Here is an 18,842-nt window from a genome sequence, read left to right as displayed (position 1 = left end):
GGCGGGGTGCCCCCAGCCATGCTTTTTTGGAACACCGCCCATGCCCACTTCTCTGCAAAAATGGTCTGCCGAATTCCTCGGGACGTTCTGGCTCACGTTCGGCGGCTGCGGCAGCGCCGTGCTGGCCGCTGCGTTTCCGCAACTGGGCATCGGCTTCCTGGGGGTCTCGCTGGCTTTCGGCCTCACGGTGCTCACGGGGGCCTACGCGCTGGGGCCCATCTCGGGCGGGCATTTCAACCCCGCGGTTTCGGTCGGCCTGGCCATCGGGGGGCGGTTCAAGGCCGCCGAGCTGCCTGGCTACATCGCGGCCCAGGTGCTGGGCGCCACCGTGGCGGCGGGCCTGCTCTACCTGATCGCCACCGGCAGGCCCGGGGCCGACATCGGCGGCTTTGCCACCAATGGCTACGGTGAGCACTCTCCCGGCGGCTACGGGCTGGTGGCCGCCGTGGTGACCGAAGTGGTGCTCACGGCGGTGTTCCTCATCGTGATCCTGGGCGCCACCTCGCGCCGGGCGGCCGAGGGCGTGGGCGGGCTGGCCATCGGCCTGTGCCTGACCCTGATCCACCTGGTCTCGATCCCGGTGACCAATACCTCGGTGAATCCGGCGCGCAGCACCGGCCCGGCCCTGTTCGGCCCGGCGCATGCGCTGTCGGAACTGTGGGTCTTCTGGGCGGCCCCGATGGCCGGCGCGCTGCTGGGCGCCGCCCTGTACCGGGTCCTGTTCGGCGAAGACTGAGGAAAAAAACTCAGCGGTCCAGCGTGATGCGCTGAATCAGCGCCTGCAGGATGATGTCGGCCTTGTCGTTGGCCACCTGGCAGGTGCCTGCGGCGGCATGGCCGCCACCGCCGAACTCCAGCATGAGGTTGCCCACGTGGGTCTGGCTGCTGCGGTCCAGGATGGACTTGCCGGTGGCCAACACCGTGTTCTGCTTTTGCAGCCCCCACATCATGTGGATGGAGATGTTGGCCGTGGGGAACAGCGCGTAGATCATGAAGCGGTTGGTCGCCCAGATGGTCTCCTCGTCGCGCAGGTCCAGCACCACCAAGTTGCTGATCTTGATGGCGCAACGCAGCAGTTGCTCCTTGGCCTTGGGCGCATGCTCACGGTAGAGCGCCACGCGCTCCTGCACGTCGGGCAGCGCCAGGATCTCCTCGATGGTGTGGTCGCGGCAGTACTTGATGAGGTCCATCATCAGCGCATAGTTGCTGATGCGAAACTCGCGGAAACGGCCCAGGCCGGTGCGCGAATCCATGAGGTAGTTGAGCAGCACCCAGCCCTCGGGGTTCAGGATGTCCTCGCGCGAGTACTGGGCCGAGTCAGCCTGGTCCACCGCCGCCATCATTTCGTCGGTGATGCGCGGGAAGGCCGCCTTGCCGCCATAGTGGTTGTAGACCACGCGTGCCGCCGAAGGCGCATGCGCCTCGATGATGTGGTTGCTGTCGCGCCGCCCCGAATTGCGGATGGTTTCCGACTCGTGGTGGTCGAACACCAAGTGGGCGCCGGGCACGTAGGGCAGGTTGGTGGTGATATCCCGCTCGGTGATGGGTACCTTGCCGTCCTGCATGTCCTTGGGATGCACGAAAGTGATCTCGTCGATCAGCTCCAGCTCGTTGAGCAGCACGGCGCACACCAGGCCGTCAAAGTCGCTGCGGGTCACGAGGCGGTATTTTTTGTCGCTCACTGTGTTTCTCCTTGTTACATGCGGCGCGAATGGCACGATGGTAGCAATGCCCGCGCTCCCCTTGGCGTACCGGCACAAATAAAGGCGACAGCCGGCACCCCGGCTCAGCCTGCCGGTGCCAGCCAGCGCACCAATTGTCGCGCCACGCGGACATCCCCCAGCAATTGCAGGTGCCCGGTCCGGTGCACCACGCACTGCTGCGCCCGCGCAAATTCCAGCCGCCTGGCAGGGTCATCATGCCAGCCCAGGGCACTGTGCAGCGGCACCAGGCCATCGCCCACCAGCCGTTCGGTCACCGGGCTGCGCTGGGCAGCCAGGGTGGCCGCCACGGTACAGCACAGCACGCCGGCGGGCAATGGCAACGGGGTGCGCATGTCCGGGCTCTTGCGGAAGCGGTCGCGCCCCAGCCAGTCCGCATCCAGCACGTGGCCGTGGCGCAGGTCGGTAATGCCAGCGCTGCGCAGCCCGGTCAGCCGGGCAAAGGGGCGCGAGTACGGGGTGCTGCCCAGCAGCCGGTCCACCCAATGGCCCGCACGCTCCAGCGGCGCGCCATGGTGCGGCGTGCCCAGGCACACCAGGTGCTGCAGCAAGCCACGCCAGGACAGCCCCGCCTGCTCGGCCTGCTGGCAGGCGCTGCGCGCCACCAGGCCCCCCATGCTGTGGCCCACGATGCTCAGCCGCGTGACCGCCACCGGCCAGGCAGCGACCAGCGCCTGCAGCTGCCGCGCGAGCTCGGCACCATTGGTGGAGGTATGCTGCCCCGTGTTGTAGCGCAGGTACACGGGCGTGCAGCCCACGGCCTGCGCCAGGTGGGCGCCATGGTCATGGCCCTCGTGTTCCCATTGCAGGTCGTTCATGCACAGGCCATGCACCAGCACCAGCAGGTGGCCCGATGCCGTGCCTGCCGCCCGCAGCGCCGCCAGGTCCAGCGGCCGGCCCTGCTGGTAAAAGCCCATGGAGGTGGCCAGCGGGTTGCCGTCCTCTGCCAGGCGGTCGCCCATCACACCGTTGAGCGCAGCCAGCACGGCCAGGCGCTCGCGCGGCACGTCCTGCGCCTCGTCGGGCATGGCGACGAAGGGTTCCAGCCGCAGCAAGGCGGCCTGCAGGCCGGCATCGACGAGGCGCGTGATGCCCCGCACACCGCCATAGACCATGCCGGTCAGACCGCGCGTGCGGCCCGGTGCGGCGGCGCCCGGCAGGCCCATGGTGCCCAGCACCGATTGGTGCACCCCTTCGGCCACGCGGCTGATGCTGGCCGTGGCCTGGGTGGCCAGGCGGGCTGCACCGCGCAGGTCGGAAGGCCGCAGCTGGCGCAGGGCACGCGCGGGGGAGGGTTTGGATGGCATGGCAGGCTCCGGTCAATGAAAGGTGGCGGGAGCCGCGCAGGACTCAGAACTGCTCGTTCGGCAAGAGATAGCGCCACTGGCCCACCGGCAGGTTGCCCAGCGTCACCCGGCCGATGCGGATGCGCTTGAGCCCCACCACCCTGAGACCCACCAGCTCGCACATGCGGCGGATCTGGCGCTTCTTGCCTTCGGTGAGCACGAAACGCAGCTGTTCGGGGTTCTGCCATTCGACCTTGGCGTGCTTGAGCGGCTGGCCGTCGAGCTCCAGGCCATGGCACAGGCGCGCCAGCTGCGCGGCCGGAAATGCGGCCTGCACGTCGGTGGCGACCTCGCCGTACTGCACGCGCACCAGGTATTCCTTGTCCACCGTGGAGTCCTCGCCGATCAGCTGGCGCGCCACACGGCCGTCCTGCGTGAGCACCAGCAGGCCCACCGAGTCGATGTCCAGCCGGCCGGCCGGTGCCAGGCCGCGCAACTGCGGCGGCGAAAAGCGCATGCGACCCGGGTCGTCGCGCCAGTGGGTGCGGGGGTTGATCAGCGCCACGGCGGGCGTGTGGCCGTCCTCGGCCTGCCCGCTCACATAGCCCATGGGCTTGTGCAGCAGGATGGTGACCTGCTGCTCCTGCTGGCCTTGGGCACGTTTGTCCACCTCGATGCGGTCGGTGGGCAGCACCTGCAGGCCCATGGGCGCCACCTCGCCGTTGACCTTGACCCAGCCGTGGGCGATCCAGTCGTCGGCCTCGCGGCGCGAACACAGGCCGAGTTCGGCCATGCGCTTGTTCAGGCGCGCGGTGCCTGCGGCGGCGGCTGTGGTCTTGACCGGCACGGCCGGGCGCATGGGTGCGGCGGCAGAGGATGGCGGGGCGCCACGGGCAGGGGCCGGCCCGCGCGAAGCCGGCGGCGCGGGTTCGGCGCGCCACACGTTGCCGCGCGCCTGCGGCGCCGCGGCGGTGGGTCGGGATTGCGGGCGCGCATCGGGCCGTGCGTTGCTGCGGGCTGCAGCAGGTGCCGAAGCGCGCGGCGTGGCCGATGCGGGTGGCGAAGAAGCAGGCGGCGCGGCGGGGCGGCGCAACACGGCGCGCCGGGGTGGCTGGTCACCGGGCTCGGCGGCCGGGGCGGCGGGGGGACGGGAAGAAGGCATTGCCCGTATTTTCACCCCTGCGCGACCGTTTGGGCGCATGGCCGCACAAAGCAGGCGCCGAACAGCGGCCCCGGGCCCCTCACGGGGCGGTGGCGGCGATCTGGCGGGACTGCCAGGCCAGGAAATCCTCGGCCCCCAGCGGTCGGCTGATGTGGTAGCCCTGCGCCTCGTCGCAGGACAGGGCACGCAGCCGGTCGAGGATGGCCAGGTTCTCCACCCCCTCGGCCACCACCGTGAGGCCCAGGTTGTGGGCCAGGTCGATGGTGGAGCGCACGATCATCGCGTCGTCCTCACCCGCCTCCATGCCCATCACGAAGGACTTGTCGATCTTGAGCTCGTCCACCGGCAGGCGCTTGAGGTAGGCCAGCGACGAATAGCCGGTGCCGAAATCGTCGATGGAGAGCTTGAAGCCCTGCTCGGACAGGCGGTTGAGCATGGCCTCGGCACGCAGCGGGTCGTCCATGATGGCGCTCTCGGTGATCTCCAGGCAGAAGGCGCTGGCCTGCACGCCATGGCGCGTGAGGATGGCGCCCAGCCGGGTGTGCAGCTCCGGATCGAGCAGGTCGCGCGTGGACAGGTTGACCGAGATGCGCAGCGGCAGGTCGGCCGTGCGCGGATCGGCCAGCAGGCGCGCCACCTCCTCGAACATCCACAGCGTGAGATGGCGCACGAAGCCCGTCTGCTCGGCAAACGGAATGAAGTCCATGGGCGGCACCAGGCCGCGCTGGGGATGCTGCCAGCGCACCAGGGCCTCGGCCGCGAGCCCCCCCTGCCCGTGCAGCGGCACCTTGGGCTGCAGGTACAGGCGCAGTTCGTCGTGCTCCACGGCACGGCGCAGCTCGGTCAGCAGCGACAGGGTCTGGGTGCTGGCCGAGTCGAACGAAGCGTCGTAGCGCAGCGCGCCACTGAGCTTGCGCTTGGCGGCGTACATCGCGATCTCGGAGCGGCTGAGCAGCGTGTCGGCATCGTCGGCATCGGCCGGCCAGCAGGCGAAGCCCATGCCTGCGCTCAGGTCCACCGTCTGGTCTTCGAAGGCCAGGGGCTCCTCGAACGACTGGTTGATGCGCTGGGCCAGCGCATGCGCTTCCTGCGCATCCGTGCGCGGCAACAGCAGGGCGAACTCGTTGCCGCCCAGGCGGGCCACCATGTCGCTCTCGCCCTGCACCTGCTTTTGCAGGCGCTCGGCCACGGCCTGCAGCAGGCGGTCGCCAAAGGCATAGCCGAGCACATCGTTCACATGCTTGAAGCGGTCCAGGTCAAGCGTGAGCACGGTCAGGGGTTGCACGGCCCCCTCCTCCTGCGCGGCGATGGCGTGCACCACGGCTTCGCGAAAACGCTCCCGGTTGGGCAGGCCCGTGAGACGGTCCCAGTAGGCCAGACGGCGGATCTCGGCCTGCTGGCTGCCGATATCGAGGCGCATGCGGTCGAAGGAGCGGGCCAGGTTGCCGATCTCGTCCTTGCGCCCGGTATGCGAGAGCGGCACCCCGTATTCGCCGCGCGACAGGCGCTGGGTGGCCGCCAGCAGGGAGCGCAGGGGCGTGGTCAGGCGCGTGGCCACCAGCCCGGTGCCGGCTGCAAACAACAGCACGCCCGCGATGGTGATGATGGCCAGCAGCACCTGCAGCTGCTGGTACGGCGCCACCACCTCGTCCACCGAGCGCAGCAGCAGCGTCTTCACCTCGTTGCCCGCGTTGCCCAGGGGGGCCTCGCGCACCAGCAGCGTCCCCTCGGCAGTCTTGAGCTCTGCCAGCGGCAGGCCCTGGCGGTGCAGGCTGGCCAGCGCCGGTGCCGACAGCGTGGTCACGGGCACCGACACGCTGCCATCTGCCGCCTTGACCACCACGGCCACCTGCACCGACAGCAGGCGCCGCATTTCCTCGGCCAGCGGCTGGCCGATGGGAAAGCCCATCAGCACCCAGCCGATGACCACCGGCGCCCGCATCGGCACCATCACGAACTGGTAGGGCACGCCCGCCATCATGGCCACCTGGCTGCCCTGCGGCTGGGCCGCCAGGGGCGGCACCACCTGGCGCAGCGTGGCGGGAAAGTCCAGCATGTCGTCCGACAGGCTGGCCGCGCGCAGCTCCAGGTTCGTGCCCAGCAGCGCGGTCACGGCCGCGCCGATGCGGCTGCCATGGTTCTCCAGCACCGACTGGATGGTCTCCTCGTCATCCGAATTGATGGCCGAGCGAAAGCCGTAGTCGGCCGCCAGCAGGGCCGACCCCTGGCGCAGCTTGTCCGCATTCTGGTCCAGCAGGCGCCGCCAGACGTTCTCGTCGGTGTCGAGGGCGCGGGCGATCTGGCTGCGCGCATTGCGCTCGATGCTGGCGCGCACCACCGCAAAGCCGGCCGCCTGCACGATGAGCAGCAGCAGCAAGGAGATGCCCACCAGCCTCAGGATGAGACTGCGCCGCAGCAGGGACAGGTTCAAGGCTGCAGCCCCGCCATGCGCACCGAGGCACTGGCCACGCCGGTGGCTGGCACGGTCAGCGCCTGCTCCAGGGCCGGGGCACCCACCGGCAGCCGGTTGTGCCAGGCCCGCAGCTTGTAGCTGCCCGCAGGCACGTTGTCGAGCAGGACCCTGCCGGTTGCGGACGAACTGGCGTAGTAGGGCGTGTCCACCACCAGGATCCAGCCGGTCATCTGGTCATGGATGTTGCAGCCCAGCACCACCACGCCGGCCTGGTCGAAGAGCACCGGCTTGCTTGGTGTCCCCGTGTAGAGCTTGAGCTCGAACTTCTTGGTGGGCGAAAAGGAGTAGACGTGGTGGCGCACCGTGTCGCGGTTGGGGAACAGCACCTCGGTCCCCACCGGGATCACCATCATCACCGGTGCGAACTGGCGCTTTTCCTGCGCCATCTCCACGCCGGGCTGGGGTTTGACGAGGCGCTTGGCCTCGGCCGATTCGAGGAACACCACGGCATCGGCCAGGGGCTTGCCTGCCGCGTCGGTCAGGTCCACCTGCACGGAGGCGGCCTGCGCCAGGCCCGCCATGGTCGCCATCCAGCCCACCAGCACACATCCGTGCACCAGCAGCCATTGCGCCAGGACGGGCCGCGTGTTCATGGTTCTATGGCCATTCCCGCCAAGGCCGCCCCGCTGCCGATCACGCCCAGCGAGATGGCGCGGCCGGACGCGAGGTCCACCTTGTACAGGCGCGAGCGCGGATCGCCGGCCGTGCGTGCGGCCAGCAAGGCCACATTGCCCACGTCGGATATGTCGAAGGAGGCGTCGGACAGCGGCCCCAGGCCGAGGGAACCCACGGTGCGCAGCTGGCCGGTGTTGGGCGACACCACGGGCGTGGCGCCTTCGCGCGAGCCCTGCATCACCAGCGCACCGCGGGCGCGGTCGATGGCGTAGTTGGTGGTGATCTTGCTGTCCTGCGGGCTGTAGGTGTAGCCGGCTGCCACCACGTCGGGTACGCGGCCGGCGTTCACGTCACCGGCCACGTAGTGCAGCACCGGATCGGGCTGTACGCCCGGCTGGGCGGGGTCGCCATCGACCAGGGCACCCGTGTCGGGGTGCAGGCGCAGGTTGAGCCCCGAGGACGACACCACGCGGATGCGGTCCGCCGCCGGGTTGAAATCGAAGCCGAAGGATGCGCCCGTGAGCGACACCGCAGCGGGCGCGGTGCCCACCGCCGTCAAGGCACCGCTGGAGATGTCGAGCGTGTACAGGCGCCCCGCCTGCGACAGGGCATACAGCACGCCCTTGGCCACGCGAAAGTCCACGCCGATCAGCCGTTCGCCCGAGGCCAGGCCCGTCACGCGCCGGCGTTCGAGGACGGTGTCGGGCCTGCGCGCATCGAACACGATGAGTTCGTGGTCGGCCGTCACCGCCACGAGGCGTTCGCGGCGCTCGGATGCGTCGGGCATCGGACCGCCGGTACATGCGGCCAGGCCCATGAGCACCAGCGTGCCCAGGACACCATGCAAACGAAAGGAGGTGTGGAAGCGGCTCATGGAGCATCCTTTGCAGAAACTGTAACGGGTTTATACCCGATAGACCCCGGGCGTGGCGTATTACAGTGGCCATGCATTGTCTTTGCAATCATCAAAAAAGATAGCAGCCACACCAGGGGACATATGTAACAGCGGGCGCTTTCATGCCGGCGGGCATGCCGATGCCTGCGGCGATGACCGCGCCCCCCGCTGATCCTGGGAGGAGCCTCCTGTTTGTAACAGTTTCATGCCGGTGGTGCATGGGACCATCCTGAAGCCTCATAACATTTTGTGACATTTGTCCCTACACTGTGGGGCGCCCCTGGCGCCACCAGCGTTGCAGGCCAATCGCCTGTCCGGGCACCGTTATTGCTTCGTGCCACCCCATCGAATTCAACAGCCAAGGACCTCCATGCCGGCCGCCTCGTCCATCAAATCGTTATCGATCTCCAGCCGCCTGGGCCTGGGTTTCGGCTGCCTGCTTGTCTTGTTGATCGCGGTGGCGGCCGTGGGTCAGCTCTCGGTCGGCAAGCTGCACGAGCACCTGCTGCAGGTCACCGGCACCGGCGCCACCAAGACCCGGCTGGTCAATGAAATGCTGGACAGCGTGAGCGCCATCGGCATCCAGAGCCGCTCGGCCGCCATGCTCAACGAGATCGATCCCAAGCAGGCACGCGACCAGATCAAGAACGCCGAGAAGTCTTTGCAGGGCTATGCCCGCCAGGAAGCCAGCCTGGCCGACCTGCTCAAGGCCGACGGCACGAGCGAGGCAGAACGCAAGCTGCTGGGCGAGGTGCAGGAGCTCGGCCGCAAGAGCCGCCCCGAGCTCGATGCCGCGATGAAGGCCGCCGACGATGGCGATACCGTGAGCGCCACGCTGAACCTCATGACCAAGGTCGCCCCACTGGAAGCCGCCTGGCGCAGCAAGCTGGCCGAGCTGATCGAGCTGCAGAACACCTTGAACAGCCAGGCCACGGCCTCGGCCGAGGTCACGCAGAGCCGGGCGCGCTGGACGGGTGGTGCGCTGGTGCTGCTGGCCATCGGCCTGGGCGCGCTCATCGCCTGGCGCATCACCAGCAGCATCACCGCACCCATCGGCCGCGCGGTGGTGGTGGCCGAGCGCATCGCGCGCGGAGACCTCACCTCGCAGGTGGAGGTGCGCATCCACGACGAGACCGGGCGCCTGCTCGAAGCCATTGCCGCCATGCAGGACCGCCTGCGCAGCCTGGTGGGCGACATCGGCGGTACGGCGGAATCCATCCTCGTGGCCAGCTCCGAAGTCGCCTCCGGCAACCTCGACCTGAGCCAGCGCACCGAGCAGACCTCGCACAACCTGCAGGGCGCCGCCAATGCCCTGGCCGACCTGACAGGCACCGTGTCGCAAAGCGCCGACGCCGCGCGCCAGGCCAACCAGCTGGCCTCCTCGGCGTCGGACGCGGCCACGCGCGGCGGCGAGGTGGTCTCCCAGGTGGTGCGTACCATGGACACCATCAGCGGCAGTTCGCGCAAGATCGCCGACATCACCAGCGTGATCGACGGCATCGCATTCCAGACCAACATCCTGGCGCTGAATGCGGCGGTGGAAGCCGCCCGCGCGGGCGAACAGGGCCGCGGTTTCGCCGTGGTGGCCAGCGAGGTGCGCAACCTGGCCGGCCGTGCCGCCCAGGCGGCCAAGGAAATCAAAACCTTGATCGGTGCCAGCGTGGAGCATGTGCAGGAGGGCAGCACCCTCGTGAACCATGCGGGCAAGACCATCGAGGAACTCGTGACCTCCGTGCGCCGCGTGTCGGACATCATGGGCGAGATCACCGCCGCCACGCAGGAGCAGAGCCAGCGCATCGGTGAGGTCAGCCAGTCCGTAGGCGCGCTCGAAGAGATGACGCAGCAGAACGCCGCCCTGGTGGAAGAAGGCGCCGCAGCGGCCGACAGCCTCAAGGAACAGGCCGGGCGCCTGACGCAGATGGTGCACACCTTCCGCCTGCGCCGCGACCGCACCGACGACCGCGAATGGCAGGGTGCGCCCGAGGCCTTGGCGGCAGTCCCCGCGCCGACCCCCATGGTGGGCCAGCGCAAGGCTGGCGTTCCCGCCCTGCCGCGCGGCTGAAAGGCACGGCTGACCGGCGCGGCTACGCAGCGTCGGCAGCGGCGGTGCGCGGCTCTGCCAGCCGCTGGAAGATGCTCGACTGCAGCGCGGCCAGGTCCAGCACGCGCAGGCCGCCGTATTCCACGCGGATGGCCCCTTCCACTTCCAGCGCCGCCAGTGCCTCGTTCACACGCTGGCGCGACAGCCCTACCAGGTAGGCCAGCTCCTGCTGGGTGATGCGCAGCACCTCGCCCACGCCAGGGTAGAGCACGGGGTTGAACAGCGAGGCCAGGCTGCGCGCCACGCGCACATCGGGGTTGTTCAGCCGGTCGATCTCGCGCGCGGCGATGAACTGGCCCAGGCGCTCGTTGAGCTGGTTCATCACGAAGCGGTTGAAGCCGATGGAGTGGTCCAGCAGCCAGTGGAAGGTGTCGATCGGCAGGCCGGCCACGACGCTCTTGCGCAGCGCCTGGATGTTGTAGCGGTAGGGCTCGCGCTTCATGGCCGTGCCCTCGCCGAACCAGCCGCCGGGTGGCACGCCGGTGTAGGTCATGGTCTGGCCCTGCGCGTTGTCGCTGCTCATCTTGAGCAAGCCTTCCACCACGCCGAACCAGTAGGTCACGGGCCGGCCCACACGGCACACGTAGTCGCCGGGCGCCGCGTCACCCACCAGCAACGCCGCCTCGGCGCGCTCGCGCTCTGCGGGCTGCAACTGTGTCAGCCAGGGGATGTTGGCCAGCTCGGCCGGCGTGGGCAGGCGCCGGCGCTGGTGCAGTGACAGATCCTGGTTCATGGAACTCGGTGGCGGGAACAGGGGCGGCTGGATGCGTGCGGGAATACCACGATCCGAATTGTCGCCGCAACGATAGATTTTCGCCAATCGGCTGCGGATGATGGGCATCCGAGGGGACCCGAACCCCCATTCCAAGAGCACGGAGACATCACGACATGACGACAGGCGGTATCCACCTCCCCAAGCCGGCGCTTCGCCGGCGCACCCTGCTGAGCAGCGCCATCGCCCTGCCCCTGGCCCACTGGGGCAGCAGAAGCGCCCTGGCACAGGAAGGGCCGATCCGCATCGGCCAGTCCACCGCCCTCACGGGGCCGCTGGGCGACCTCGGATCGGCCATGCACCAGGGCGCCAAGGCGGCGTTTGCCGGCATCAATGCCAAAGGCGGCGTGCATGGCCGCAGCATTGAGCTGACCACGCTGGACGACGCCTACGAGGTGCCCAAGGCCCTGGCCAACGTGGACAGGTTCCTGGCCGACCCGGGCAACTTCGCCCTCTTCAACTGCATGGGCACGCCCATGATCGACGCCATGCTGCCCAAGGTGGTCGAGAGCGGCGTCCCCTTCTTCGCCCCCTTCACGGGCGCCCAGCTGAGCCGCACGAAGAACGCGCGCAGCGTGTTCAACATCCGCGCCAGCTACGCCGACGAGGCCGAGAAGCTGGTGCAGCACCTGTCGACCATCGGCATCCAGCGCATCGGCATCGTCTACCAGAACAACTCCTTCGGCAAGGAGGTGTTCAGCGCCGCCGAGCAGTCCATGGGCAAGCTCAAGCTGCCCGCCGCGGTCACCGTGACGGTGGAGAACAATGCCTCCGATGCCGGTGCTGCGGCCGCCAAGCTGGCGGGCGCCGATCTGGAGGCCATCGTCATCGGCCTGGCAGGCAAACCCACGCTGGAGTTCGTGAAGGCCTTTCGCGCACTCAAGCGCGGGGTGACGCTGTATGCGCTGTCGGTCATGGGCACTCCCGCCACGGTGAAGGCGCTCGGTGCCGACGCCACGGGCATGGCCATCTCGCAGGTGGTGCCCCTGCCGTCCAATGTGGTGATGCCGGTGGTGCGCGACTTCCAGGCTGCGTGGAAGGCCTCGGGCGCCACGGCCGAGCCCTCGCACCTGGCGCTCGAAGGCTATCTGAACGCCCGGGTGTTCGCCGAGGCCCTGCAGCGCGCCGGCCGCAACCCGACGCGCACCGCCTTCATCGACGCCACCTGGAACCTCAAGAAATGGGACCTGGGCGGCTTCGAGATCAATGCCAGCACGCCGGACCGCAATGCCTCGCGCTTCGTGGAACTGACGCTGATCGGGCGGGACGGGCGCTTTCTGCGCTAGCAGGGCCTTTCAGCCGGGTTACTGCGGCGCCACGGCGTAGCGGTAGCCGCGGAACGACCAGACGGTGCGGCCCTGCTCGATGCGTTCAAGCTTGAGCCCGGGTGCGGCCTGGTCGCCCTCCTGCAGCACCTGGCCATTGACGATGGCCATGCGGTGCGCGGGATTGCTGGAATAGGTCGCGCCCGTGACCTGCAGCACCGGCAGTTGCTCGCGCACCGAAGGGGGCAGCTCGTTCTGCGCGAACACGGGGCTGTTCGCGGCGACCGCCACGGGCGGCGCGGCAGCGGCCGTGGAAGGCCCCGGGTCCCGCTGCGCGGCCTGCGCCTCGCGCGGGCGAACCGCAGCCGAAGGCGCCGCGGACGGCTCCCGCGCCGCTTCGGCGACCCGCTTTTGCGCCACGGGGCGCGGTTCCACCGTGGCCGGTGCGAGGGGGGGGCTGGCCAACGGTGCCGAAGGCACCGGCGCTGGCACCGGCGCAGGCACCGGAGCAGGGGCGACGGCAGGTGCCGCAGCGACCACCACGGGCGCCGGTGCGGGCACGGGCAGCGCAGGCTTCGGCGGGGCCGTGGCCACCACTGCTGCAGCACCTGGCACATCGGCATGGCGCTGCATGGCCCACCAGGTACCACCTGCGGCGAGGGCGGCCACGGCCACCCCGGCCGCACCCGCCAGCACCAGGTTGGCAGAACCGGGGCGGTCCGCGGGCGCCCCCGGCGTGGGCAGGGCCTGCGTATGGATGCCCGGCACGGCGCCCCGACCCCGCTCGGCTTCAGCGCGCCGCAGCGCATCAAGGATGTAGGACATGGGGATCAGGCTCCGGTGCGCAGGCGCGGTTCTTTCACGCCGGCGGCGCGGTTGAGCAGCATGAGGGTCAGGGGGCCAGCCCGGCCATCGGGCGTCACGCCCTGGGCCAGCTGGAAGCGGTGGATGCGCGACTGCCGCAGCGCGGGCGTCACGGGCCGGCTGCTGGGCCCGGCGCCGCCGGCCGCCTTGGAGGCCAGGCGTGCATCGAGCCAGGCCGCACCCGCCGGGCTCTCGGTGATCTCGCCCTTGTCGGGCATGCCGGGCGGGGCCCGCCACAGGGTGGCCATGTCGCCGCGCCATACCTGCGCCAGGTCGGCCAACGGCACATGCAGCGTGCGGCCACCACTCTCCAGCGTGGCCATGTCGTCGTCCAGGCCGCGCAGCACGGCCGAGACGGCGTTGTCCCCCTCCTCCGAGGGGAACAGCGTGAGCAGCACGGGCCGGTCGATCTGGCGGATCAGGTTCAGCCCCGCACGCCGGTTGCGGTAGCAGCGTAGCCCATCGCGGGGCAGCGTGGTGCAGGCATCGGCGCCTTCGGCCACCTTGGCGCCCCAGGCCGAGGCCAGGGCCTGCCAGGCCGCCGCATCACTGGACTGCTGCGCCATCAGGAATTGCTGCAGCCCGGACACCGGGGGCGGCGTGCTGCTGGCGGCCGACGCTGCGGCAGATGCGGGCACTGCCTGGGAGGCCGCGCCGGCGCTCACGGCCACCGCCGAGGCCGTGACCGCGGGCGGCCTGGCCACCGGCGCGGAAGCCGCGCGCTGCGGCGCCACGGGAGCCGTGCTCGCAGCCTTCACCGCCGCCGGCGTTTGCGAGGACCGCAGGCCCAGGGCCCACCCCGTGGCGGCCACAATGGCCGCGCCCGCCACCACTCCGGCACCAGCCACGGCCCAGCGCGGCAGGCCGGCCCGGCCGGGGCGCGTTGCGGTGGCCCCCGCAGCGGGCACGGGCGCACCGAACACTTCGCGCGCTGCACGCTCGACGATGGCGGTGCTCACCTCGCGTGTGCCGGCCGCATAGGCGCCGAGCAGCGCCCGGTCGCACAGCAGGTTGATGCGCCGCGGTATGCCGCGCGAAAGAGCATGCACGCGCCGCAGGGCGCGCCGGCTGAACGGCACCGGGCCGCGCCACCCGGCCACGGCCAGCCGGTGCGCAATGTACTGCTGCGTCTCCTGCGCGCTCAGCGCGTCGAGGTGAAAGCGCGCGATCACGCGCTGCGCCAGCTGCTCCAGCGAGGGTCGCGCGACCATGCTGCGCAACTCGGGCTGGCCGATGAGGATGATCTGCAGCAGCTTGCGCTCGCTGGTCTCCAGGTTGGTCAGCAGGCGCAGCTGCTCGAGCACGTCGGCCTCGAGGTTCTGCGCCTCGTCGATGATGAGCACGTTGTTGCGGCCGCTGGCATGCGCCGCCAGCAGCGACGCGTTGAGCGGGTCGATGCAGTCCTTGATCGTCTCCAGGCCCGGCACCGCAGGCTTGTGCGGCACGCCGAACTCGTCGCAGATCGAGCGCAGCAGCTCACCCACCGTGAGCTTGGGGTTGAAGATGTAGGCCACGTTGCAGTTCTCGGGGATCTGCTCCAGGAAGCAGCGGCACACCGTGGTCTTGCCCGCACCCACCTCGCCCGTGAGCAGCACGAAGCCGCCCCCGGCATCCAGCCCATACAGCAGATGGGCCAGCGCCTCCCGGTGCCGTTCGCTCATGAACAGGTAGCGCGGGTCGGGGGCGATGGAGAACGGCGGGTGCTGGAGACCGAAGAACGGGGCGTACATGCCCGTGAGGATACCGCCCCACCGCGACGTGCTCTGCGATACCCCGCCCGCTACCCCCGCAAAACAGCCCTCGGCAGTGCGTCAGGGTTTCACCCGAGGAGTAGTTTCCCGTAAATTGTCGTCGGCAAGACAAGATGGCGTCAAAGTCGGTCCTAGCATTCGTCCCGTACGCAGCCACAAGGCCGCGCTCCCGGCTGTCACCGGGCGGACACCTTTTACTTTTAGGAACCGGAATGAAGACCACGTTCCCACAACTGCTGCTCCAACACGCCGCCGAACGCCCCACGGCTGCGGCCCTGCGCGAAAAAGAATACGGCATCTGGCAGGCCCACAGCTGGGCCGACCTGGCACGGCTGGTGGAGCATGTGGCAGCCGGCCTGCACCAGGCGGGGCTGCAGCGCGGTGAGCACATGGTGGTGATCGGCGCCAACCGCCCCCGCCTGTACGCGACCATGCTGGCCGCGCAGTCCCTGGGTGCCATTCCGGTGCCGCTGTACCAGGACGCCGTGGGTGCCGAGTGCATCTTCCCGCTGAACAATGCCGAGGTGCGCTTTTGCATGGTGGAAGACCAGGAGCAGGTGGACAAGCTGCTCGAGATCCGCGAGCAGTGCCCGCTGATCGCGCGCATCTTCTTCGACGACCCACGCGGCCTGCGCAACTACCAGGAAGAGGGCCTGTCATCCCTGGACGCCTTGATCGAAGCGGGCAAGGCCTTTGCCGCCCAGCACCCGACATGGTTCCGTGACGAAGTCGCCAAGGCGCAACCCGGCGACGTGGCCGCCATGTTCTTCACCTCGGGCACCACCGGCAACCCCAAGGGCGTGGTGCACACGCACAGCACCCTGCTCGACCGCGCCTCGGCCGGTGCCGAGTTCGACAAGCTCACCGGCAGCGAAGAGGTGCTGGCCTACCTGCCCCCGGCCTGGATCGGCCAGAACATCTTCAGCTACGCGCAGTGGCTGGCCTGCGGCTACGTGGTCAATTGCCCCGAGTCGGCCAGCACCGTGACCATCGACCTCAAGGAAGTGGGCCCCACCTACTACTTCGCGCCACCGCGCATCTTCGAAGGCCTGCTCACCAGCGTGATGATCCGCATGGAGGACGCCGGCCGCTTGAAGCGCAAGATGTTCCAGGCCTGCATGTCCGTGGCCCAGCGCGTGGGCCCGGCGCTCATGGACGGCCAGCCCGTGGGCGCCCTCGACCGCATCAAGTACGCCCTCGGGAACCTGCTGGTCTATGGCCCGCTGCGCAACAACCTGGGCTTCTCGCGGGTGCGGGTGGCCTACACGGCGGGCGAAGCCATCGGGCCCGACCTGTTCACCTTCTACCGCTCCATCGGCATCAACCTCAAGCAGCTCTACGGCTCCACCGAGACCGCCGTCTTCGTCTGCCTGCAACCCGACAACCAGGCGCGCGCCGACACCGTGGGCGTGCCCATCCGCGGCGTCGAGATCAAGGTGGCCGACAACGGCGAGATCCTCGTCAAGTCCGCCGGCCTGCTCAAGGAGTACTACAAGAACCCCAAGGCCACGGCCGAGGTGCTCACCGCCGACGGCTGGTACCACACCAGCGACGCCGGCTTTCTCGACGCGCAGGGCCATCTCAAGATCATCGACCGCGTGAAGGACGTGGGCCGCATCAAGGGCGGTGCCAACGATGGCGCCATGTTCGCGCCCAAGTACGTCGAGAACAAGCTCAAGTTCTTCCCGCACATCAAGGAAGTCGTCGCCCTGGGCGACGGCCGCGAGAAGGTCTGCGTGATGGTCAACATCGACTTCGACGCCGTCGGCAACTGGGCCGAGCGCCGCAACCTGCCCTATGCCGGCTACACCGACCTGGCGCAAAAGCCCGAGGTGTACGAACTCATCCGCGAATGCGTGGAGAAGGTCAATGCCGACCTGGCGAGCGACGCGCTGCTGGCCGGCAGCCAGGTCAGCCGCTTCCTGGTGCTGCACAAGGAGCTCGATGCCGACGACGGCGAACTCACGCGCACCAACAAGGTCCGCCGCGGCTTCATCGCCGACAAGTATGGCGTGCTGGTCGAGGCGCTGTACGCCGGGCGCACCGAGCAGTTCATCGAAACCCAGGTCAAGTTCGAGGACGGCCGCACGGGCAGTGTGAGCGCCACGCTCAAGCTGTCGGATACCAAGACCTTTGCCCCCATCAAGGCCGCCGCATGAAACCCGCTCTCTACCCGCCCGAGCAGCAACACCCCACCATGAACCAAAAGAAGATCGGCGACGTCATCCTCGACGTCAAGAACATCAGCCTGCGGTTCGGCGGCGTGAAGGCGCTCACCGACATCTCCTTCAACGTCAAGGAGCACGAGATCCGCGCCATCATCGGGCCCAACGGCGCGGGCAAGAGCTCCATGCTCAACTGCATCAACGGCGTGTACACGCCGCAGGACGGCTCCATCACTTTCCGCGGCAAGACCTTCTCGCACATGAACTCGCGCCAGGTGGCCGAGATGGGCGTGGCGCGCACCTTCCAGAACCTGGCGCTGTTCAAGGGCATGAGCGTCATCGACAACATCATGACCGGGCGCAACCTGAAGATCAAAAGCAACCTGCTGCTGCAGGCGCTGCGCATCGGCCCGGCCGAGCGCGAGGAGATCCGCCACCGCGAGTTCGTCGAGCACATCATCGACTTCCTGGAAATCCAGGCCTACCGCAAGACCCCCGTCGGCCAGTTGCCCTATGGCCTGCAAAAGCGCGTGGACCTGGGCCGCGCCCTGGCCATGGAGCCGCAGGTGCTGCTGCTCGATGAGCCCATGGCCGGCATGAACGTCGAGGAAAAGCAGGACATGTGCCGCTTCATCCTCGACGTGAACGATGAGTTCGGCACCACCATCGTGCTCATCGAGCACGACATGGGCGTGGTGATGGACATCTCCGACCGCGTGGTGGTGCTCGACTACGGCAAGAAGATCGGCGACGGGACCCCCGACGAGGTGCGCAACAACCAGGACGTGATCAGCGCCTACCTGGGCACATCGCATTGACCGATCAGGAGAACAACAACCATGGCATTCTTTCTTGAAACACTGATCGGCGGCCTCATGGCCGGCATGCTGTACTCGCTGGTGGCACTGGGCTTCGTGCTGATCTACAAGGCCTCGGGCGTCTTCAACTTCGCGCAGGGCGCGATGGTGCTGTTCGCCGCCCTGGCCATGGCGCGCTTTGCCGAATGGATCCCCAAGTGGACCGGCATCGCCAGCCCCGTGGTGGCCACCGTGGCGGCCTTCGTCATCGCCGGCGCCATCATGTTCGTGGTGGCCTGGCTCATCGAGAAGCTGGTGCTGCGCCACCTCGTGAACCAGGAGGGCGCCACCTTGCTCATGGCCACGCTCGGGATCACCTACTTCCTCGAAGGCCTGGGCCAGACGATGTTCGGCAGCGACATCTACAAGATCGACATCGGCATGCCCAAGGACCCGGTGTTCCTGCTCGAGTCCATGTTCCAGGGCGGCGTGCTGGTCAACAAGGAAGACGTGATCGCCGCCGGCATCGCCGCCGCGCTGGTGGTACTGCTCAGCGTGTTCTTCCAGAAGACCTCCACCGGCCGCGCCCTGCGCGCCGTGGCCGACGACCACCAGGCCGCCCAGTCGATCGGCATTCCGCTCAATCGCATCTGGGTGATCGTGTGGTGCGTGGCCGGCGTCGTGGCCCTGGTGGCCGGGATGATCTGGGGCTCCAAGCTCGGTGTGCAGTTCTCGCTGACCACGGTGGCCCTGCGCGCCCTGCCCGTGGTGATCCTCGGCGGCCTGACCTCGGTGCCCGGCGCCATCATCGGCGGGCTCATCATCGGCGTGGGCGAGAAGCTCTCCGAGGTGTATCTGGGCCCGTATGTGGGCGGGGGTATCGAGATCTGGTTCGCGTATGTGCTGGCGCTGGTGTTTCTTCTCTTCAGGCCGCAAGGCTTGTTCGGAGAAAAAATCATTGATCGCGTGTAACCC

15 protein-coding genes are annotated in these 18,842 nt (G+C 68.8%); 6 read left to right on the top strand and 9 right to left on the bottom strand.

What is annotated here, in order from left to right; translation table 11 throughout:
- Positions 1 to 40: 40 nt before the first annotated feature.
- On the top strand, positions 41 to 736 hold the full coding sequence (gene aqpZ / locus PMI14_RS11590) for an aquaporin Z (RefSeq protein ID WP_007854359.1): 696 nt from the start codon (positions 41 to 43) through the stop codon (positions 734 to 736).
- A 10-nt stretch (positions 737 to 746) separates the two neighbouring features.
- Here the strand turns inward: aqpZ and PMI14_RS11585 are convergent, their stop codons facing one another.
- The 6 genes from PMI14_RS11585 to PMI14_RS11560 all read right to left on the bottom strand — a co-directional run bounded on the left by PMI14_RS11585 (position 747) and on the right by PMI14_RS11560 (position 8,131).
- Positions 747 to 1,682, bottom strand: coding sequence for a hypothetical protein (locus PMI14_RS11585; protein WP_007854358.1), 936 nt, complete (start codon positions 1,680 to 1,682; stop codon positions 747 to 749).
- 104 nt (positions 1,683 to 1,786) lie between these two features.
- Positions 1,787 to 3,028: a triacylglycerol lipase gene (locus tag PMI14_RS11580; protein WP_007854357.1), complete on the bottom strand. Its 1,242-nt coding sequence runs from the start codon at positions 3,026 to 3,028 to the stop codon at positions 1,787 to 1,789.
- 43 nt (positions 3,029 to 3,071) lie between these two features.
- On the bottom strand, positions 3,072 to 3,866 hold the full coding sequence (locus tag PMI14_RS11575) for a pseudouridine synthase (protein WP_007854356.1): 795 nt from the start codon (positions 3,864 to 3,866) through the stop codon (positions 3,072 to 3,074).
- A gap of 382 nt (positions 3,867 to 4,248) precedes the next feature.
- Positions 4,249 to 6,600, bottom strand: coding sequence for a bifunctional diguanylate cyclase/phosphodiesterase (locus PMI14_RS11570; RefSeq protein WP_007854355.1), 2,352 nt, complete (start codon positions 6,598 to 6,600; stop codon positions 4,249 to 4,251).
- On the bottom strand, positions 6,597 to 7,235 hold the full coding sequence (locus PMI14_RS11565) for a methylamine utilization protein (RefSeq protein ID WP_007854354.1): 639 nt from the start codon (positions 7,233 to 7,235) through the stop codon (positions 6,597 to 6,599). The genes PMI14_RS11570 and PMI14_RS11565 overlap by 4 nt, the downstream gene beginning before the upstream one ends.
- On the bottom strand, positions 7,232 to 8,131 hold the full coding sequence (locus PMI14_RS11560; RefSeq protein WP_007854353.1) for a DUF4394 domain-containing protein: 900 nt from the start codon (positions 8,129 to 8,131) through the stop codon (positions 7,232 to 7,234). The genes PMI14_RS11565 and PMI14_RS11560 overlap by 4 nt, the downstream gene beginning before the upstream one ends.
- 391 nt (positions 8,132 to 8,522) lie before the next feature.
- On the opposite strand from PMI14_RS11560, the gene PMI14_RS11555 reads away from it, so the two are divergent.
- Complete coding sequence (locus PMI14_RS11555; protein ID WP_007854352.1) at positions 8,523 to 10,214, top strand: methyl-accepting chemotaxis protein; 1,692 nt, start codon at positions 8,523 to 8,525, stop codon at positions 10,212 to 10,214.
- 22 nt (positions 10,215 to 10,236) lie between these two features.
- Here PMI14_RS11555 and PMI14_RS11550 read toward each other — a convergent pair whose 3' ends face one another.
- Positions 10,237 to 10,986 carry a Crp/Fnr family transcriptional regulator gene (locus PMI14_RS11550; protein WP_007854351.1) on the bottom strand — a complete coding sequence of 250 codons (750 nt, stop codon included), beginning with the start codon at positions 10,984 to 10,986 and terminating at the stop codon, positions 10,237 to 10,239.
- A gap of 155 nt (positions 10,987 to 11,141) precedes the next feature.
- Between PMI14_RS11550 and PMI14_RS11545 the strand changes: the two genes are divergently transcribed.
- The gene (locus tag PMI14_RS11545) at positions 11,142 to 12,311 is read left to right on the top strand and encodes an ABC transporter substrate-binding protein (RefSeq protein ID WP_007854348.1); all 1,170 of its coding nucleotides are present in this window, start codon (positions 11,142 to 11,144) and stop codon (positions 12,309 to 12,311) included.
- 18 nt (positions 12,312 to 12,329) lie between these two features.
- Here the strand turns inward: PMI14_RS11545 and PMI14_RS11540 are convergent, their stop codons facing one another.
- Positions 12,330 to 13,115 (bottom strand): general secretion pathway protein GspB, encoded by a 786-nt coding sequence (locus PMI14_RS11540; protein ID WP_007854344.1) that lies wholly within the window; start codon positions 13,113 to 13,115, stop codon positions 12,330 to 12,332.
- 5 nt (positions 13,116 to 13,120) lie between these two features.
- Positions 13,121 to 14,884 (bottom strand): AAA family ATPase, encoded by a 1,764-nt coding sequence (locus PMI14_RS11535; RefSeq protein ID WP_007854342.1) that lies wholly within the window; start codon positions 14,882 to 14,884, stop codon positions 13,121 to 13,123.
- A gap of 233 nt (positions 14,885 to 15,117) precedes the next feature.
- On the opposite strand from PMI14_RS11535, the gene PMI14_RS11530 reads away from it, so the two are divergent.
- Genes PMI14_RS11530 through PMI14_RS11520 form a run of 3 tightly spaced genes read left to right on the top strand, consistent with a single transcriptional unit; the run spans position 15,118 to position 18,839 of the window.
- Complete coding sequence (locus tag PMI14_RS11530) at positions 15,118 to 17,064, top strand: long-chain fatty acid--CoA ligase (protein ID WP_007854341.1); 1,947 nt, start codon at positions 15,118 to 15,120, stop codon at positions 17,062 to 17,064.
- Positions 17,065 to 17,102: 38 nt separating this feature from the next.
- Positions 17,103 to 17,888, top strand: coding sequence for an ABC transporter ATP-binding protein (locus PMI14_RS11525; RefSeq protein ID WP_035203413.1), 786 nt, complete (start codon positions 17,103 to 17,105; stop codon positions 17,886 to 17,888).
- Positions 17,889 to 17,909: 21 nt separating this feature from the next.
- On the top strand, positions 17,910 to 18,839 hold the full coding sequence (locus PMI14_RS11520; protein WP_007854336.1) for a branched-chain amino acid ABC transporter permease: 930 nt from the start codon (positions 17,910 to 17,912) through the stop codon (positions 18,837 to 18,839).
- Positions 18,840 to 18,842 lie beyond the last annotated feature (3 nt).

It is taken from the genome of Acidovorax sp. CF316 (genome assembly GCF_000276605.1).
Classification (GTDB): domain Bacteria; phylum Pseudomonadota; class Gammaproteobacteria; order Burkholderiales; family Burkholderiaceae_C; genus Acidovorax.
This window is presented reverse-complemented; position numbering and strand designations above follow the sequence as displayed.

Bases quoted from the DNA above. Each gene is read 5' to 3' on its own strand.
- aqpZ (WP_007854359.1), top strand. From the start codon at position 41: ATGCCCACTTCTCTGCAAAAATGGTCTGCCGAATTCCTCGGGACGTTC.
- PMI14_RS11580 (WP_007854357.1), bottom strand. From the start codon at position 3,028: ATGCCATCCAAACCCTCCCCCGCGCGTGCCCTGCGCCAGCTGCGGCCT.
- PMI14_RS11575 (WP_007854356.1), bottom strand. From the start codon at position 3,866: ATGCGCCCGGCCGTGCCGGTCAAGACCACAGCCGCCGCCGCAGGCACC.
- PMI14_RS11565 (WP_007854354.1), bottom strand. From the start codon at position 7,235: ATGAACACGCGGCCCGTCCTGGCGCAATGGCTGCTGGTGCACGGATGT.
- PMI14_RS11560 (WP_007854353.1), bottom strand. From the start codon at position 8,131: ATGAGCCGCTTCCACACCTCCTTTCGTTTGCATGGTGTCCTGGGCACG.
- PMI14_RS11555 (WP_007854352.1), top strand. From the start codon at position 8,523: ATGCCGGCCGCCTCGTCCATCAAATCGTTATCGATCTCCAGCCGCCTG.
- PMI14_RS11550 (WP_007854351.1), bottom strand. From the start codon at position 10,986: ATGAACCAGGATCTGTCACTGCACCAGCGCCGGCGCCTGCCCACGCCG.
- PMI14_RS11545 (WP_007854348.1), top strand. From the start codon at position 11,142: ATGACGACAGGCGGTATCCACCTCCCCAAGCCGGCGCTTCGCCGGCGC.
- PMI14_RS11540 (WP_007854344.1), bottom strand. From the start codon at position 13,115: ATGTCCTACATCCTTGATGCGCTGCGGCGCGCTGAAGCCGAGCGGGGT.
- PMI14_RS11535 (WP_007854342.1), bottom strand. From the start codon at position 14,884: ATGTACGCCCCGTTCTTCGGTCTCCAGCACCCGCCGTTCTCCATCGCC.
- PMI14_RS11530 (WP_007854341.1), top strand. From the start codon at position 15,118: ATGAAGACCACGTTCCCACAACTGCTGCTCCAACACGCCGCCGAACGC.
- PMI14_RS11525 (WP_035203413.1), top strand. From the start codon at position 17,103: ATGAACCAAAAGAAGATCGGCGACGTCATCCTCGACGTCAAGAACATC.
- PMI14_RS11520 (WP_007854336.1), top strand. From the start codon at position 17,910: ATGGCATTCTTTCTTGAAACACTGATCGGCGGCCTCATGGCCGGCATG.